This window comes from Corynebacterium sp. HS2168-gen11, assembly GCF_024834075.1.
Classification (GTDB): Bacteria; Actinomycetota; Actinomycetes; order Mycobacteriales; family Mycobacteriaceae; genus Corynebacterium.
The window spans coordinates 100,527-118,106 of record NZ_JANUXR010000005.1; the positions used below are offsets into that span (position 1 = coordinate 100,527).

13 protein-coding genes are annotated in these 17,580 nt (G+C 52.3%); 5 read left to right on the top strand and 8 right to left on the bottom strand.

The window, feature by feature from the left end:
* Window positions 1-59: 59 nt before the first annotated feature.
* Window positions 60-1,301 (bottom strand): extracellular solute-binding protein, encoded by a 1,242-nt coding sequence (locus NXS99_RS05055; protein WP_396124822.1) that lies wholly within the window; start codon window positions 1,299-1,301, stop codon window positions 60-62.
* A gap of 314 nt (window positions 1,302-1,615) precedes the next feature.
* Between NXS99_RS05055 and NXS99_RS05060 the strand changes: the two genes are divergently transcribed.
* Together NXS99_RS05060 and NXS99_RS05065 are read left to right on the top strand one after the other, a co-directional pair.
* Window positions 1,616-3,184, top strand: a complete 1,569-nt coding sequence (locus NXS99_RS05060; RefSeq protein WP_259287573.1) for an alpha-amylase family glycosyl hydrolase — start codon at window positions 1,616-1,618, stop codon at window positions 3,182-3,184.
* A gap of 158 nt (window positions 3,185-3,342) precedes the next feature.
* Window positions 3,343-4,500, top strand: coding sequence for an HNH endonuclease signature motif containing protein (locus NXS99_RS05065; RefSeq protein ID WP_259287574.1), 1,158 nt, complete (start codon window positions 3,343-3,345; stop codon window positions 4,498-4,500).
* A gap of 164 nt (window positions 4,501-4,664) precedes the next feature.
* Here NXS99_RS05065 and pulA read toward each other — a convergent pair whose 3' ends face one another.
* From pulA to NXS99_RS05100, 7 genes are all read right to left on the bottom strand, one after another.
* Entirely contained in the window at window positions 4,665-6,479 is a 1,815-nt protein-coding gene (gene pulA, locus NXS99_RS05070; RefSeq protein ID WP_259287575.1) for a type I pullulanase, read from the bottom strand.
* Entirely contained in the window at window positions 6,476-7,768 is a 1,293-nt protein-coding gene (locus NXS99_RS05075) for a DUF4032 domain-containing protein (RefSeq protein ID WP_259287576.1), read from the bottom strand. Before NXS99_RS05075 ends, pulA begins: the two co-directional genes overlap by 4 nt.
* A gap of 75 nt (window positions 7,769-7,843) precedes the next feature.
* Window positions 7,844-8,932 (bottom strand): ABC transporter ATP-binding protein, encoded by a 1,089-nt coding sequence (locus NXS99_RS05080; RefSeq protein WP_259287577.1) that lies wholly within the window; start codon window positions 8,930-8,932, stop codon window positions 7,844-7,846.
* A 231-nt stretch (window positions 8,933-9,163) separates the two neighbouring features.
* Window positions 9,164-9,919, bottom strand: coding sequence for an ABC transporter permease subunit (locus NXS99_RS05085; protein WP_259287578.1), 756 nt, complete (start codon window positions 9,917-9,919; stop codon window positions 9,164-9,166).
* Window positions 9,920-9,928: 9 nt separating this feature from the next.
* Entirely contained in the window at window positions 9,929-10,855 is a 927-nt protein-coding gene (locus NXS99_RS05090; RefSeq protein ID WP_396124818.1) for an ABC transporter ATP-binding protein, read from the bottom strand.
* A 90-nt stretch (window positions 10,856-10,945) separates the two neighbouring features.
* Window positions 10,946-11,674, bottom strand: coding sequence for a response regulator transcription factor (locus NXS99_RS05095; protein ID WP_259287580.1), 729 nt, complete (start codon window positions 11,672-11,674; stop codon window positions 10,946-10,948).
* Complete coding sequence (locus tag NXS99_RS05100; RefSeq protein ID WP_259287581.1) at window positions 11,671-12,900, bottom strand: sensor histidine kinase; 1,230 nt, start codon at window positions 12,898-12,900, stop codon at window positions 11,671-11,673. The genes NXS99_RS05095 and NXS99_RS05100 overlap by 4 nt, the downstream gene beginning before the upstream one ends.
* Window positions 12,901-13,069: 169 nt before the next feature.
* On the opposite strand from NXS99_RS05100, the gene NXS99_RS05105 reads away from it, so the two are divergent.
* From NXS99_RS05105 to NXS99_RS05115, 3 genes are all read left to right on the top strand, one after another.
* Window positions 13,070-14,641 (top strand): Rib/alpha-like domain-containing protein, encoded by a 1,572-nt coding sequence (locus NXS99_RS05105; protein WP_259287582.1) that lies wholly within the window; start codon window positions 13,070-13,072, stop codon window positions 14,639-14,641.
* 315 nt (window positions 14,642-14,956) lie between these two features.
* Window positions 14,957-16,726 (top strand): ribonucleoside triphosphate reductase, encoded by a 1,770-nt coding sequence (locus tag NXS99_RS05110; protein ID WP_259287583.1) that lies wholly within the window; start codon window positions 14,957-14,959, stop codon window positions 16,724-16,726.
* Entirely contained in the window at window positions 16,707-17,357 is a 651-nt protein-coding gene (locus NXS99_RS05115; protein WP_259287584.1) for an anaerobic ribonucleoside-triphosphate reductase activating protein, read from the top strand. Before NXS99_RS05110 ends, NXS99_RS05115 begins: the two co-directional genes overlap by 20 nt.
* The last annotated feature ends 223 nt before the right edge of the window (window positions 17,358-17,580 follow it).

Genomic DNA, 17,580 nt, shown 5'->3' on the forward strand with positions numbered 1-17,580 from the left:
TCGTGTTGTGTCTGGAGTCGCTAAATATTTAGCTATAGAGCACGTTGAGTGCCAGTGACTTACTTCTTGTAGCTACCGAACCAAGCTTCGGTCTTTTCAGCAGCGTTGCCTTCGGTTACTTCACCGTTGACCAGTGCCTTACCGAAGTTCTCAGCAGCCTCCCAGTAGTTGCTCATTGGCTCAACAGTTGGCTGGAGGATAGAAGCCTTTGCAACAGTCTCGAACAGTGCAACAGCAACTGGATCAGCAGCGATCTCGGAGTCAGCGGCCAAGGTCTTATCGGATGGGATAACACCATTCTTCTCGTAGTGAACCTTCTGAGACTCAGCAGATGCCAAGAACTCAGCAAACTTTGCAGCTACAACCTGGTTCTTAGAGTTAGGGTTGTATGCAACTGCCTTGGAGCCGGAGAATGCCTTGATCTGAACGTCAGTGCCGTCGAGCTTGAAGGTTGGCAGAGAAGCAACTGCGTAGTTGTCGCCAAGTGCTTCTTGAACGTTCTTAGCGTCCCATGCACCGGAGAAGACAACATCAACAGCGCCATCCTTGAGGCCACCAAGACCTGCACCGTCAGCATCGTTCACGAAGTTAGGGTTCTTTGCAACACCTGCGAGGTACTTGGTGACAGCTGCAGCCTTGTCGCCTGGCTGAATACCAGCAGACTCATCAAGGCCGTCTGCACCGAAGAAGGTGGTGCCAGCACCTGCATAGAAACCTGCGATGTACCATGCGTTGGACAATGGGAAGGAAACCTTTGCCTTCTCGAGCATGGTATCGAAGGACTTCACGTCGTCAGCAGAGAGCTTGGACTTGTTGTAGTACATGAACCAGGTATTTGGCTCGTATGGCAGACCATAAGCTTCACCATCTGGACCTGCAACGGAGTCCATCAAGGACTTCTCGGTCTGCATCTTCAGCTGAGCAGCACCGTCGTCAGAAAGCTGGCCAATAGCCTGAGCTGCATGCAGTGAACCAAGCTGGTCATTTGCGAACAGATAAACGTCTGCTGCAGCTGATGGGTCCTGCTTTACGGTGTCACCCGCATCGCCTGCGGATACAACATCGTTCTTCCAGGTGATGTTCAAATCAGGGTTAGCTTCTTCGAACTTCTTCTCCATGGTTTGCAGCCAAGCGCTGTCATCGGTCTGGTCTTCCTGGGAAGCCCAAACGGTCAAGGTAACGTCGCCAGATTCTGCACCGCCTGCTGGAGCAGCAGCTTCTTCAGAACCAGAGGAGCATGCTACCAAGGTTGCAGAACCAAGAACGGTAGCCATAACAGCGGCAAAAGCCTTGCGCTTAATCATCAAGATAAACACACCACTTTCTTCATTAAAGGGAATTCTCCCAACATGCAGATGGGAGCTCGAAAGTTTTTCGATCGAAAGATATTAAGAAAACGTTCTCTGCATACTATTGACACAAAGTTTTTAATACCAGATGTAACGTTCTACTTTTCATCCACGAATAATATCTAACCACAGTGTGTAACCATACAAAATAAAAACAATGTGACAAAATGCATATTTTGCTTCATTCACGCAGGAAACAGTCCGCAACCACCACTAATACATGAAAAACATCACACCTATACCCCCTCCTAAAAGGGGTTATAACCATGTATTCAAAATTTATAACCACCCTGCGTTCCAGTCTTAATGACCTCCAGATCTACACTATCCTCATGACCTCTCACACTTGGCTTCACGACGCCGTCTTCTACCAGCTGTATCCGCAATCCTTCAACGACACCAACCACGACGGCATTGGCGACCTCCCCGGCATCACCGCCAAACTCCCATACCTCGCTGAGCTGGGCATTAACGCCATCTGGATCAACCCAATCTTCGACTCCCCATTCCTCGACGCCGGCTACGACATCCGCGATTACTACACCATCGCCCCTCGCTACGGCGCGCTATCCGACCTCCATACGCTTGTCGACGCAGCCCACAACCTCAACATCAAAATCCTTCTCGATCTCGTCCCAGGCCACACCAGCGACCAACACCCCTGGTTCCAAAACTCCCGCACCACCACCCAAACCCCTGATGATGACCGCTACATCTGGACCAACTCCTGGTTCGGCAACGCCTCCGGCCTCCCGTTTGTCGCCGGCGTTGCCCCACGCAACGGCTGCTACGTCCTGAACTTCTTCCACAGCCAACCTGCCTTGAATTTCGGCTTCGCGAATCCAACTGAACCATGGCAAGATTCCCTTCAGGGGGTAGGCCCAGCGAAAAATCGTGACGAAATCGCAAATATCCTGCGCTTTTGGCTGTCACAAGGCGTCGACGGTTTCCGCGTCGACATGGCCGATTCTCTCGTAAAATTCGACACCCCTGAGAAGACCGCCACCATCGAAACCTGGCGCGAAATCTTTTCCTCCGTCAAGCCCGAATTCCCCGATGCCGTTTTCGTCTCCGAATGGGGCCACCCTTGGCAATCCTTCGCCGCCGGCTTCGACATGGACTTTTACCTCGATTGGCCTGGCAACGGCTACAACAAACTGATCCGCTCCCCTCAGGGGGTATTCCACGCCGATTCCGACACCCCTGTCGCTGAATTCTTTGACGACTACCTGCCTCAATATCACCGCACCCGCGATGACGGCCTCTTCTGCTTCATCTCCGGCAGCCACGACAACGACCGCCTCGCCTATCACCTCACCGACCGCGAACGCCGCCTCTACTTCCTGTTCATGCTGACCATGCCCGGCGCGCCATTCCTCTATTACGGCGACGAAATCGGCATGACCTGGCATGATCTCCCAACCCATGAAGGCGGCTACACCCGCACAGGTTCACGCACCCCGATGCAGTGGGACGCATCTCTGCCAAACTGCGGCTTTACGACGTCCACCAGCCCCTACCTGCCCGCCTTCTCCGACACCGACGTCGTCTCTCAACGCAATTGCGCTGATTCCTTGCTCAACTACGTCAAGTCTCTGATTGCCCTACGCCATCAAACCCCTGATCTTCAGGGGGTTGCAGCCTTGGAAGTCATCTCCCACCCTGAGCACCCACGTTTGATGCATTACCGCCGCGGTGACTGCGAAATTTATCTCAACTTGAGCCAGCACGAATTGACTCTTTCTTCAGGAGGTAAATCGGCACTGTTCAGTTTTGAAGCCTCGGTTGCTGAAAACATAACCCTCCCAAGTTTCAGTGGAGTTATCTTGCACTAGCAGATCAACCCCTGAAAAGCGACTGGGTTTCTCAAAATCACATGAAATCTGTGGATAACTTTTTTCACCCTTCCTGAAATGGCGTAGTTATCCACAGATTTACAAAAATTGCTCTCTTCCACTGGCGCTACCCCCTGATAGTCTTTTACAGTCACGCTATGTCATTTTCCCAGTGGACCTCGGCCCAACATTCCGGTGCCGCCATGCTTCTCGACTTGGCCTTGCATAAGCGCAGCGCCGAGGAGCTTGAATCTGCCGCGAAAATGGATTTTTCTCGCGCGCGTCACTTGGTGTGGCTATCGCGCCAGTATGTTCCAGCGCTATTGCGCCATGCAACGTCGTTTGAGCTTTCTGTGGATCAACTAGATGTTATTAACAAATTCGTCAAACAAATTTCCACTCCGTATGATCTCGACGCCTTGCGCCGCGAATTCATCGAGCAGGCTGCCACTATGCTATTGCGCGATCTTCGCGCTTATATGACGCGTCGCGTCCAGGAGATCAACAATACCGCCGCGCGCCCGATGCCTGCCGCCCGCTTTAACCTGGGCCGCACCCCTGATGCACATGGCCGCGTCCATTTCAGCGGCTGGATGCCCGAAGATCATGCCCATATGCTGCGCAATCGCCTTCAAGCCGATGCCCGCTCACTTCGCGCTGCAAACGAAAGCCTTTCGCTTCTCGACGCTCTCGGCCAGGCCGCCATCACCCGCCTACTTTCCCAATCCTTGCACGAGCCAACTCATGAGCCTTGCTTCTTGTTGCCTCTCGACGCTGACACCACCTATTTCGCTGATGGCAAAGTAGTGACCTCTGATGGCGATTTACTCAACATCCACGACTTGCTAAACCAATCCATCAGCCACTTCGGCTACGCCATCGCTTGGGGACTCAACGAGCAAGGCCACCCAACTCCTGTTGCCGCTGCTCGCATCCAACGCACCGAGTTGCTTCCAAATAAGGATCCAGATCGATTCTTTTCTCCTTGGCAAAAATACTTAGCAGCAATCGAACATCTGACCTGCGTGCATGATCAGTGCGATATTTCTGCACAATCCTGCGAAGGACACCATCTCAAACCTTGGGCCTCAGGCGGCCCAACCAGCTATGACAACCTAGTCCCGCTGTGTAAATATCACAACCGCCGCAACGACGACTTCCCTCAGGGGTTAACTTCAAAAGGAAGAATCGAAAAAGATCCGAAAACCGGTATTCCAGGCAGACGTACCCCTGATGGTGATGCCTTGAAATTCCGCGTTCACATCAAAAGCGCCGCTTACTGGGCTTATACCTATTACAGACACGAGCTTGAATAAGACTTCCACCCTGTTTTGCGCATAACCGTTCGCCAGAACGGTGACTCCATGCTGCCTATCGCATGCCGACTACCTGCGGAAGCGCACGCTGCACGCAGCCCAACCTTGCTTGTTAAAATTCTTAAGGGGCAACACAATCGTGTTGCCCCTAATTGTCGATGCTGCTATTCGACTCGCTCAAGTACTGATACACTCAGCGGTCCAACACCAAATTCACTCTTCAGCGTGATCGGCTGCGGATTCTGGAACACCGTTCCATCATTGATATGCACTTTATAAACCCCTGATGGGAGTCCGTGCACCCAATAGTGTTCACCCGCATTCACCATCACAATTGCGTCCCGTTTCTCCCCGAACGCATCATAAACCCGGTAGCTGAGGTGATGCCCCTCCGCCGCCCAAATCTCCGGCACATAAACCCCTGAGTGGGTCCATTCATGTTCCTTCCGGAACTTATTCAGATGCCGCACCATCCCGCTTTCTTTCGCGAATCGTGCCGCCCTGTCGTAGTCGAACGCATTGACCTCATCAGCGCTCTTGTACGAATTCTCGTCGCCGTTTTTGGTGCGCATGAATTCCTGCCCCGCATGCAAAAACAGAATTCCCTTCGCCAAGTATTGCGTCGCTGTCCCCAGCGCTTGTCGACGCGCAAGTCCGTTTTCACTTTCATGTTCCAACCCAGCTGTACCACGCAGCTTGTCGAACATCGTCCAGTTATCATGCGCCTCGTTGTACACTACTGAGCTGCTTGGATCCAGCGGGTGCAGCGCGTCAAACAGACGCCTTGCGGTGTCTCCTTCAAGCCCTGATACGAATCCACGATCTTGAATTTCAAAGTTATTGCCTTTTACAAGATCGCGATAGGTGTCATTGAACATTCCGATCCGCGGCATATGCTGCGCATGCCCTTGGTGCGCACTTTTTACCCCCTGAGGGTGATTGCCCAGATCCCATCCTTCGCCAATCACAATAATCCCCGGATCAATCTCATCCAACGCCTTGCGCACCGCGTTCATGGTGTCAACGTCGTGAATACCCATGAGGTCGAATCGGAACCCATCCAGCCCAAATGTCTTCGCCCAGTACACCACCGAATCAACAATGAATTTGCGCATCATCGGCTTTTCACTGGCGGTTTCATTGCCACATCCTGTGGCGTTGTGGAACTTGCCAGACTTAGTCATCCTGAAGTAGTAGCCTGGCACCGTTTTTTGCAGCGGATTAGTGTCTGTTTCATAGACGTGGTTGTAAACAACGTCCATGATCACCCGAATCCCGTTGTCATGCAGAGTGTCGACAAGCTGCTTAAACTCAACCAATCGACACAGCGGATCATGCGGATTTGTCGCATACGACCCTTCCGGAACGTTATAGTGCACCGGATCATAGCCCCAGTTGTACTGAGCGTTGTAGCTCAAATCACCGGTCTCATCCACGCTGCCAAAATCATAAACCGGCAGCAGCTGCAGATGCGTAAACCCCTGATGCTTCAGATAGTCGAGCCCCGAAAGATTCCCCTTCGCAGTCCGCGTCCCCGACTCCGTCAACCCCAAAAACTTACCTTTGTGCTTGATCCCATTATCCGGCCGAATGGTCAAGTCCCTGACATGAGCCTCGTAGATGATCGCTTGCGTGGCGTCCCCAAAACTTGGCATCCGCCGCGCTTCTCCAAGCAGCTTTTCGACGTCCACCACTACACCTTTTTCCCCATTCGCAGTCACTGCCCGCGCATAAGGATCAACGGTAGTCACAATCTCACCGTTTTCATGCTCAATGCGATAGACGTATTCTTGTCCCTCAGCATCTGCTACCTCAGGGGTTTCCCATACCCCCTGAGGAGATTTTGTCATGGATTTGTCTATTCCGCCCAGCACCAACACCACTTGTTTTGCGGTTGGCGCCCAGATTCGAAACGTCGCTACCCCCTGATGGAAGTTGATGCCTAGTGGTCCTGAATATGTTGGGTACTGTTGTGTCACGACTGTCCTTCAACGGTTGGTGTTGTTTTTTCGTCTTTGAGGAGGATGATCGCTTCATCGCGATGTTCTGGCAACACTTTGTGGAAATAAGATTGCGCTGCTTCTTCCATCGGAATGTACGATGCGCGTTCCTGACTGAGATAGTAGCGGTGATCCAGAATCTCATGAAAAATCTGCGCTGGCTCGAGTTTTTCAGTCAGTTCCGCCGGTATTGCTGAAATAGTTGGAAGGTATTCCTCGTTAAACCACATCCGTGCGGCTTGTTCGGTGGTGTGGTCAGGGTGCTGCTGCTCATATTGCTGGATCTCGTTGAGAATTCGACGCGCTTGTTGTTCTTCCACGTCTAGCCCGAGCAGGTTAAATACTTGCTTGTGATGATGCCCTGGATCCACAATCACTGGCCGTACGGTCACGGTATTTTCACCCCCTGAGGAGAGGGAGAGTTCTCCCACGTCAAACCCCATCTCCGCCAGCTTATCCAGCCTGTTTTGCAGCTTCCAGTTCTCATCCATCTTGATCATTTCTTCGGCAGTGAGCTCATGCCAGAGGTCCTCGTAGGTGCTCTGAATGAGATTGCCGAGGCTGATCGGGTCGATGTTCGGGCTCAGCTTACCCCCTGAGGAGAGGTCCATCAGCTCGCCAATGATGTTGATCCGCGCAATCTCCACATCATATTCACGCCGCTGCTGCGAGAGCTGCGGTTGAAATTCACCAGTTTCCGCGTCAACGAGATAGGCACTGAAGGTGTCCGCGTCGCGCCGAAACAGCGTGTTGGAAAGTGAAACGTCTCCCCAGTAGAAATTGTTGAGGTGCAGTTTTACCAGCAGGATGGCCAGTGCCTTAATGAGCTTTTCCGGCGTTTCTTCCGGCAGGTCTCGCGTAAAAATCTCGCGATATGGCAGTGAGAATCGAAGATGCTCGGTGACCAATGCCGCGGTGAGAATATCGTCGCTGGTGTCGCGACGTCCGGTAATCACCGCGATCGGGGTAACTGCTGGCGCCCCGATGCGTTTGAGTTCTCGCAGCATGGCGTATTCGTGGTGAGCGGTATGGCGTCCGATTTCTTTCACAGCGGCGATTATGGCTGTGGTACTGCCATTGGTGATTCTGGTGGCGTTGGTGCTGCCATACTCGGTGTTGAGCTGGACGAATCGAACGGTGTGCCGCGAGATGCCTTTTGGCAGCTTGACCACGGTGTTGTCGTCCCAATCTTCCAGCGGAGTATTCCACGGTAGAGTCAGTAGCGCCGGCGCATAGGCACTGGCGCTGATATTCATGGTGTCGGTCATGGCAATTGTTTCTGTTCACGGCAACAACCCGCCCCTCCCACAACCGCAGGAGAGACGGGTTGTCAATTGGCTATATTATGGCAGGCGTACGCCGGTACCAGCGGAGAAGTTGTGCTGGCTTTCTGGACGAATACGAACGTGCATCGTTGAACCTGGCGCTGGAGCCACATTTGGCTGCGCACGCACAACGATCTGGTCTTTTTCCGCCCCAACCAAACGTCCATACAGGTACGAGTCGGAGCCCAATTCCTCCACGAAATCCAAAATGAATGGAATGCTCTCACCAGATTCATCCACAATTTCCAACGCCTCTGGACGGAAACCAATGGTGATCTTGCCTTCATCGCCTGGCGTAACGGCCGCCAACGTTTCCTCGCTAATTGGCACACGTGCATTACCAAGCTTTGCGACGCTGCCTTCAAGCTCAAAGGTCATAATGTTCATAGCAGGCGATCCAATGAATCCGGCCACAAACACGTTTGCTGGGTTTTCATAAAGTTCGCGTGGGCTGCCAACCTGCTGCAGAACACCGAAGTTCAGCACAGCGATACGATCACCCATGGTCAGTGCTTCGGTCTGGTCGTGGGTCACGTACACGGTGGTTACGCCGAGCTTACGCTGCAATGCTGCAATTTGAGTACGCGTTTGCACACGCAGTTTAGCGTCGAGGTTCGACAGTGGCTCGTCCATCAAGAACACTTGTGGATTACGCACGATTGCGCGACCCATTGCCACACGCTGACGCTGACCACCAGACAATGCCTTTGGCTTACGATCCAAGTATGGAACCAAGTCGAGCGTTTCTGCTGCTTCATTCACACGGCGATCAATTTCAGCCTTGTCCATGCCCGCGATCTTGAGCGCGAAACCCATGTTCTCGCGAACTGACATGTGTGGGTACAGTGCATAGTTCTGGAAAACCATGGCAATATCGCGCTCTTTTGGTGGAGCGGTGGTGACATCACGATCGCCAATAAGAATGCGACCACCGGTGACATCTTCCAAGCCTGCAAGCATACGCAAAACTGTGGATTTACCGGAACCAGATGGACCAACCAGTACCAAGAACTCGCCGTCAGCGATTTCCAGATCAACGTTTTTCACAGTTGGTGCTTTAGCGCCTGGGTATGTCAGGCTGGCTTGATCGTAAACAACCTTTGCCATGATATTTCCTTCCATCGGCAGGTACGTGCCGAACGATCCGTAGTGGAACTGTACAAATTTGGCGACACTCACTCAGGAGTCCCATTTACTTAAAATAGCACCGATTTTTTCGTGCGCAGGGTTTGTGTGAAATACCACATCATTCTTACCCCTCACCTGCACCCACGACGCCCAGCCCGCCGCGCCACTCAGCGCTCAGACCACGCCGCCCCGCGCCACAACCCCCTGATGTTATGAGCGCACGTCTCTGCGACTATTCATCACAAACGCCGCCACCCCGAACACCACGATCCACCCAATGATCATGCCCACGTTAAAAGCCGTTGGTTGCAGTGTCATAAACTCCCAACCTACCCCCTGAGGAGAAGGTTGCGTGAGCTGGTAAATCCTCGCCCCCGGCGCCATCAACCACAGCGGCACCAGCGCCGAAACTTGCGAAGCCGCGAGCGTAATAAACTGCTCGATGAGGGCGATCCACACTACTGGCAGCGCCACGGCCGCAATTCTCGACTTCGTCAGCATTGCAATACCTGCGGTGATCACGCCAAACACCAGTATCGTGAGCAGTACGTGCCACACCACGCCGCGTTCAACGTCGTCAAACTTTATTCCGAATCCCATGGCTATTCCCAGCGCCAGGAGAATGCCGACAACAATATTCACTGCCAGGAACACGTAGTTGACGATGATCCTGCCCAGCAGCCAGCTCCAGCGGTTCGCTTGAGTCAGATATGCATGCGCGTGCAGATGATTACCAAGCATGCCGGTGATCGTCGCACCCATAAATGCCAGCGCAATCATGGTAAAAATTGGAAATCCGAACCCAATTTCCTCCCATGTCAGCGTCACATCTGGATTCTCCCGAAACATTCCGATCAGCGTGATTGGCCCATAGATACTGCCGGTCAGCAATATCGCATACACAATTGTCGCGCGCGCGGTCAGCAGTTTGATGGTTTCGCTTCGTGTCGCATTGAAAATACTCATCGTTGTCTCCTATTTCGTTCCCGCGGTGTATTCCTGCGCTGCAGCGGTGGCTTCCATAAACCTTTGTTCCAAATGCTTTCTTTGCGACGCCATCTTCGTAATCAATATCTGATGCTCTTGCGCAAGTGTGGCGATCTTTACTCGCATCTCATGGTCGCTAAGCTCACGTGGCACTTCTATCCGCAACATGTCCTCGTCGCGAACCACTTCTACCCCCTGAAGAAGAGTGTGCAACAGCGCTGCTTGCGCGGTTTCGACTTCCACCACCACTTGATCATTCAAAAACTCATCGAGCTCGTATTCTCCAATGAGCTCACCTTTACCAATGACCACTACTCGGTCTGCGATCAGTTCCATTTCGGTCAGCAGGTGCGAGGACACTAACACAGCGCGCCCTTGCTGCGCGAAGTCTTGAATAACCTTGCGCATCCACATCACGCCTTCTGGATCCAAACCATTGACTGGTTCATCCATAATCAGATGTTGCGGATCACCGAGCAGTGCTGCAGCTAATCCGAGGCGCTGTTTCATACCGAGTGAGTAGTTTCCTGCTCGCTTATTCGCCGCAGATGTAAGTCCTACCAGCTCAAGGCATTCATCAACGCGAGTGGTAGAAATACCAGCTCCTGCGGCGATGGCACGCAGGTGATTCCGGCCGGTAATGCTTGGATCGAACCAGTTGGCATCCAGCAGTGCACCTGCCACCTGCATTTTGTTGCTCAGTGATGCAAACGTCCCGGAATAGCCGGCCCCCTGAAAGATGACTTCCCCGGTTGTTGGGCTATCCAGCCCGAGCATGCAGCGCATGGTGGTGGATTTACCTGAGCCATTTGGCCCGAGGAATCCGGTAACAGTTCCGTCCGGCACAACAAATGAAAGATTCGTAATTGCCGGTGCCTGACCGTACCGCTTACTCAAATTCTTAACTGTGATCATGATTTTCATTATGTTCATGCTCGCAGCCAACTTGATCCTTCTACAGGAGGAGATTCACACAATCATCCTCAAGTATGACCATCTCTTTTCTCAACCCCCTGAGGAAGACGGATCCACTAATCCAACCCGTATCGCAAACAACGCCGCATGCACTCGATCCCTAGAACCAGTTTTGGACAAAATCCGCCCGACATGCGTTTTCACCGTCGGCAGCGAAATAAACAGCCGCTGCGCAATTTCTTGATTCGACCATCCAAAGCTCATGCAGGCCAGCACTTCTGCTTCTCGTTCGGTGAGATTATCCAACAACCCCTGATTCAGCACTGCCAATTGCTGCTTATCCACGCGCACTTCTTCTTCGCTCACCGGCGTCATCTCTGCTTTCGACTGCCGCAAATGACGAAACAGTTTCATCGTCGCACTTGGACTAATGACCGCTGAACTTTCTCCAACGGTCCGTACAGATTCGATGAGTGCTTCTGGCGAACTATCTTTCAGCAAAAACCCTGATGCGCCGGCTTCCACCGAAGCGACAACGTAGTTATCCGTGTCGAAAGTGGTCAGCACAATCACCCGAATAGGCTGCCCCTCAGGGGTTTGCAGTTTCTGCTGGACAATGGCTTTTGTGGCTTCGATTCCATTCATCCGTGGCATCTGAATATCCATCAGGACCACGTCGACAGGCTCTCGCGTCGCAAGCGCCAGGGCCTGTTCGCCGTCGTCGGCTTGCCATACCACCTCTAAATCGTCTTGCGAGTCCAAAACCATTGCAAACCCGGCGCGTACCAGCGCCTGATCGTCAGCGAGCCCTATTTTCATTTCCCCTCCAGCGGCAGCGTCACATGTACCTTCCATCGTCCCATATCGTCGGCACCAATCTCAGCATGCCCACGCAAAATTTCCGCCCGTTCTCGAATCCCGACCACACCGCGCCCGCTTCCCGCCGTATTCGCCATTCCCGCGCCGAGTGCGTTACTAATGGTGACAGACAGTTCGCCGGTGGTGCGCCAGTCAATTTCTGCGCTTATCGACGCCCCTGCGGCATGTTTCATTGCGTTGGTCAGCGATTCTTGCACAATGCGAAACACACTGAGCCCAGTCTTTTCGCTCACCTGCGCAGGAGTTCCTAGCACCCGATAGTCGATATTCACACCGGTGCGTCGCACCTGCTTGACGAGGTCTTCAATAGCACTGATCCCTGAGTTGATTTCTAGGTCGCGTTCATGTTTGTCAGGTTCTGCCAGCACACTTAACAGCGAACGCATTTCTGCCAGTGCACTTCGCCCGGTTTCGCCAATGACGGATAAGGCTTCCAGGGCTTTTGCTGGATCTTTTTTACCTGCAAACCTACCGCCATCTGATTGCGCAATAATCACCGTGAGCGAATGGGCGATAATGTCATGCATTTCACGTGCAATGCGGTTGCGTTCCAGCACAGCTGAGAGTGCAGCACGTTCTTCTAGGATTTTGACTTGATAGCGCTGCTCAAAGGTGGTGCTGCCAGTTTTCCAAAACACTGCGATTGATCCCCATGTCAACGCCGTGGAAAACAGTCCGACAATTAATCCGGCACCTCCGAGTTCCTTCAGTTGCACATATCGCTGACTGTCATAGAAGAAGAATGGGTAAGTGACGGATAGAATCATGCCGACCTCACTGCCGATGAGCAGTGTCAAAAGCCACTGGCGGCGATGTTTAAAGAAGTTCGCGGCAATGTACCAAGTTTCAAAACAAACAATGATCCAGGCAAGTGGCAAAACCATCCACGGGGATAATGCGAGCAAAAGCAGTCCACCTGCAACAACGCTCACCCCCTGATAAGGATAAAAGCGTTGCAGTATTAAGCCCACAAACACTACTGCAAGGCCAGTCCACGCAAATCCAATGTGCACTGGTTTGAGCCATTCAGCCATGTGCAGCATTTTGAAGTCTTCATAAAAAATGCCTGGTTCACTCGCAGTCACAAAAGCAAGTACAACAACAACTTGAATCATTAGTTGTATCCAGAAGCTAGTGCTGCGGAAAGTCTGTTTGATCCGGCTCATACTAGCCAGTCTACTCGGAGATCGCTGCGTGAAACTTCAGGCTGCGGTATGAGACGGAAATGTTCTAAAATGATTTTCGCTAGTGATATTTCGACTTATATATCATCGTCATTGTTGTGTTTTCTTAATACTGAAACACACCTGTTGAGTGAAGAACAGAAAGCTAATTATGTCACGAAATCGTTTGTTGACACTATTGTCTTTTGCAACAGTGTCGTCATTGCTCGTCGGTGCGAACCAGGCAGTTGCCACTGATGCGTTACCTGAAATTCAGATCACTGAAGCAAGCACGGGTTTTGGCCCTGGTAGCCCTGTAAACGTGCGCTATCTTGAAGTTTTCAACACCACCAATCACACTATCGATTTGGATGGCTGGACAGTAAAACTTGAAGATTCCGATGGTTGGGAAATCAGCGGTGGTTCGGAAAGTTTCCAGCACACGGCTACGGTTGCCGCTGGTCAGCGCGCGTATTACCAGCTCGGAAATGATCCGGTCGATCCTGATCGTCCAAAAAATAACTCAGGTGCAACCGTGCAGCAGCATGGAGTGTCATTCTTGGTGCTTGCACAACTGGCGTATCACCAAAGCACGACTCAAATCTCACTCTATAATGCACAAAATGTAAAAGTTGATACCATCAAGCTCGGCGAGATTCCGCCACAGCAAGCAGTGTCGACGCAACGTTTTGATAATAGTCTTGAAGAAACTTTCGTTGCACCACAGACCTTTGGATCTGGACTTGATCGCGCGTCTATCCCGACCCAAGCCAGCACCTATACTCCAAAGCCGGCGAATGATTATTTCCTCGTAGTCGATGAACCAATTCCAGCAGCACATACAGTCATTGAAAATGTAAGAGATTTGCCTGCTGGCACTACGTTCCGTTGGCAAACGCAACCGGATCCACGCGCTGATCGAACCACCACTGGTGTGATAGTGGTGCACTATCCGGATAATTCTGAGGAAACTGTCACTGTCGAGTTCCTCACTGAAGCTCATAAGAAAAAGGAAAATACTCGTCACAATCCAGTAGCTGCAAGTCCTACGGTCACTGTTGGTGCTCAGGTTCCAGCAGCTCGCACTGGTATTGCAAATGCCGACGAGTTGCCTACCACAGCAACGTTTAGCTGGCAGACTCAGCCAGATTTGTCACAGGCAGGTAGCACTTCCGGAATTGTGTTGATCACCTATGCCGATGGTTCGACGACGCGCGTTGAGGTTCGATTCCAGGTGAACGCGAAGCAAACCGTTGCTCCTACAACCAGCAGCAAGACCACTGCTCCTAAGACGACGCCACGCAAAACTACCGCACCTCAAACGAGCAGCGCAAAACCTACCACCACACCGCGCAAAGAACCTGCTCCTACCACCACACCACGCAAGACAACTGCCCCTAAGACAAGCAGCAAAACTACCGCGCCTAAAACGACGCCACGCAAAACCACTGCACCTCAAACGAGCAGCGCAAAACCTACCACCACACCGCGCAAAGAACCTGCTCCAGCAACCTCGACTGCCACACAAAAACCGGCACCAAAGCCAACCACCTCTCAGCCAACGAAGCAGCAGCCGGTCCCAACTACCAGCAGCACTGCTCCACAGCCAGGTTCTTCACAGACCACCATCATTACAAGTGTTGTGTCTGTATTGACCGTGCTTGCTGCGATCGTGGCAGCGTTGGTAGGACTGATGCGCAACAACGTTGGTACGGCATTCAAGCTGGGTAATTTCCGTTTCTAAGCGCAGATTGCAGCACTACGATTGCCAGCAATTTCGCGTAAGTAAGTATTACAATTACATATCTGCATGTCATACGCACTATTTGTAATAGTTGCAAGCGCATTCGCCCCTCAGGTGTTCACGAACTGAACGAACCCCTGAGGGGTTTTACATTACATGGGAAATTACATGGGTGTAAGTAATCCCACGTTTTCTACATATAGCCCCTCATACTCACACAATGACATCAGACAACCACAATATATAGAAAAGACAATCGTCTAAATCTACATATCTAGTAGATTTACCATCTGTCCGAGGTCTAATCTTTTGCTCATGAGCAACATGAATATCGATTCCTATCTCACTCGCGCCGACTGGCGAGTGAATGCGAATGCAAACCAGGATTATTCCTTAGGCGGCATGATTCTAAATACAGCTGGCCGCGAAATCGCAAACTATTGGCTTGATGAGGTCTTTTCCCCTGAAGCAGGTCTCGCCCACCGTGATGGCGCTCTCCACATTCACGACCTCGATATGCTTTCGGGCTATTGCGCCGGCTGGTCGCTCCGCTCGTTGCTAGAAGAAGGCTTCGGTGGCATTCGCGGTGCGATTTCTTCTGCTCCGCCAAAGCATTTCAGCTCTGCTTGCGGCCAAGTGGTCAATTTCCTTGGCACCTTACAAAATGAATGGGCTGGCGCTCAAGCTTTCAGTTCCTTCGATACCTACATGGCGCCGTTTGTCCGTCTGGACAATCTCACCTACGAACAGGTCTACCAAAACCTGCAGGAAATGGTCTTCAATCTCAACGTGCCTTCTCGTTGGGGCAGCCAAACGCCATTTACCAATCTCACCTTTGATCTGCACTGCCCAGATGATCTGCGCGATCATTATCCATTCATCGGCGGCGAGATGGTCGATTTCACCTACGGCGAACTCCAAGCCGAGATGGACATGATCAACAAGGCTTTTACGGCAGTGCTCACAGAAGGCGATGCGCTTGGGCGACCTTTTACCTTCCCAATCCCAACCTATAACATCACAAAAGATTTCGATTGGGATAGCCCAATTACCGAGGCAATCTTTGAAATGTCCGCCAAATACGGCCTGGCATATTTCCAAAACTTCATCAATTCTGATCTTGACCCTGGCATGATCCGCTCGATGTGCTGCCGGTTGCAGTTGGATCTGCGCGAACTGCTCAAACGCGGAAATGGTTTGTTTGGCTCGGCAGAACTAACCGGCTCGATCGGTGTAGTCACATTAAACTGCGCCCGCCTAGGATACCTCCACGCCGGTGATCCACAAGCCCTGATCAGCGCGGTAGATTCCTTAATAGATATTGCCATTGATACCCTCGAACGCCGCCGGGTCTTCGTCGCAAAGCAAATCGATGCCGGCTTATATCCGTACACCAAGCGCTGGTTGCCGAGCCTGGATAACCATTTCTCGACGATCGGCGTCAATGGTTGTAATGAAATGGTGCGCAATTTCTTTGGCGACACCAAAGACATCACCACCGCAGAGGGCAAGCAATTTGTAGTTGACCTGCTCGAACACATCAATGCTCGCTTAATGCAAGCTCAGGAGGACACCGGCCACCTGTATAACCTCGAGGCCACCCCGGCTGAGGGCACTACTTACCGGTTTGCCAAGGAGGACGCGGCGCGGTATCCAGATATTCTTCAAGCGGGCGTCCCGGAGCATCCGTACTACACCAATTCTTCCCAGCTGCCGGTATCTTATACCCCTGATCCGTTTGCGGCCTTAGAGCATCAGGAGCAATTGCAGCAGCAATACACCGGTGGCACAGTGCTGCATCTGTACATGGGTGCGGCGATGAGCGACGGCAAGGCTTGTGCAAAATTGGTGCGCCGCGCGTTGGAGAATTACCGACTGCCATATATTACGATCACGCCAACGTATTCGATTTGCCCTGAACACGGCTATATCAGCGGCGAGCATCATAGCTGTCCGCAGTGCGGGTCGACGACCGAGGTTTGGACTCGGGTGATGGGATATTTCCGTCCGGTTCATAGCTTCAACGTGGGCAAAAAGGGCGAGTTTGCCGAGCGCACCTACTTCGATGAAGCCCTCATCTCCTAGCCTGCCAATCGCTGGCATTATCCCATTTTCCGCAACCGACTGGCCAGGCAATATCACAGTGAGCATCTTTACCCAAGGATGCCCACTGCGCTGCGGGTATTGCCACAATCCGACTTTGCAGCCAATGCGTCCAACCACGCTGACGCTTGACGACGCTTTGCTGGTGGCACAATCTCGGCGGACACTCATTGATGGGGTGGTCATATCAGGGGGTGAACCTCTGATGCACGCGGGATTACCTGCGGCAATTGCCAAGCTTCATGCTGCTGGTTTTGCCGTTGGGCTGCACACTTCGGGATTTTCGCCAGCCAAGATTCGTACGCTTGTGGCAAGCCCTGCGACCACGCCTGATTGGATCGGCTTGGATATTAAGGCAATGCCGCAAGATATGGAACTTGTGATTCAGCGTCCGGGCCATATCGGCAATCGGGTGTGGGAATCCTTGGCGATTCTGCAAGCAGCCGAGGTGGATTTACAAGTGCGCACAACTGTGTGGTCGCCAAGTCCGGTGCAACGTCATCTTGACCAGCTGATAGAGAAGGTCAAAGGATATGGTTTGCAGCTCGTGGTACAGCAAGCACGGGATGCGAACGGAAATCCGTGGCATCCGGAATCTATGGCATCTGCGTAGGACAAGGGGCACCTGCGTCAGTGTTTGCTGCGAGGCTGGGGTGTCAGCCGGCGCTGCACTCCACGCTGAGCTGCGGTGCACCCGGGCAGCACGCCCACACCTCGCTCCCACCCCACACTCACCGCAATCCGTTTTCAAACCAAAAGCCGCCACCTCCTTGTTTCAGGAGCTGGCGGCTTTTGTTATCTACTGCAGACCGTATTAGAAGAAATTGCGGGTTCTA

What these genes read in the sequence shown, in the direction of transcription:
- NXS99_RS05085 (WP_259287578.1), bottom strand. Translation starts at nt 9,919, where the DNA reads ATGAGTATTTTCAATGCGACACGAAGCGAAACCATCAAACTGCTGACC.
- NXS99_RS05090 (WP_396124818.1), bottom strand. Translation starts at nt 10,855, where the DNA reads ATGATCACAGTTAAGAATTTGAGTAAGCGGTACGGTCAGGCACCGGCA.
- NXS99_RS05080 (WP_259287577.1), bottom strand. Translation starts at nt 8,932, where the DNA reads ATGGCAAAGGTTGTTTACGATCAAGCCAGCCTGACATACCCAGGCGCT.
- NXS99_RS05075 (WP_259287576.1), bottom strand. Translation starts at nt 7,768, where the DNA reads ATGACCGACACCATGAATATCAGCGCCAGTGCCTATGCGCCGGCGCTA.
- NXS99_RS05105 (WP_259287582.1), top strand. Translation starts at nt 13,070, where the DNA reads ATGTCACGAAATCGTTTGTTGACACTATTGTCTTTTGCAACAGTGTCG.
- NXS99_RS05060 (WP_259287573.1), top strand. Translation starts at nt 1,616, where the DNA reads ATGTATTCAAAATTTATAACCACCCTGCGTTCCAGTCTTAATGACCTC.
- NXS99_RS05095 (WP_259287580.1), bottom strand. Translation starts at nt 11,674, where the DNA reads ATGAAAATAGGGCTCGCTGACGATCAGGCGCTGGTACGCGCCGGGTTT.
- NXS99_RS05100 (WP_259287581.1), bottom strand. Translation starts at nt 12,900, where the DNA reads ATGAGCCGGATCAAACAGACTTTCCGCAGCACTAGCTTCTGGATACAA.
- NXS99_RS05115 (WP_259287584.1), top strand. Translation starts at nt 16,707, where the DNA reads ATGAAGCCCTCATCTCCTAGCCTGCCAATCGCTGGCATTATCCCATTT.
- NXS99_RS05065 (WP_259287574.1), top strand. Translation starts at nt 3,343, where the DNA reads ATGTCATTTTCCCAGTGGACCTCGGCCCAACATTCCGGTGCCGCCATG.
- NXS99_RS05110 (WP_259287583.1), top strand. Translation starts at nt 14,957, where the DNA reads ATGAGCAACATGAATATCGATTCCTATCTCACTCGCGCCGACTGGCGA.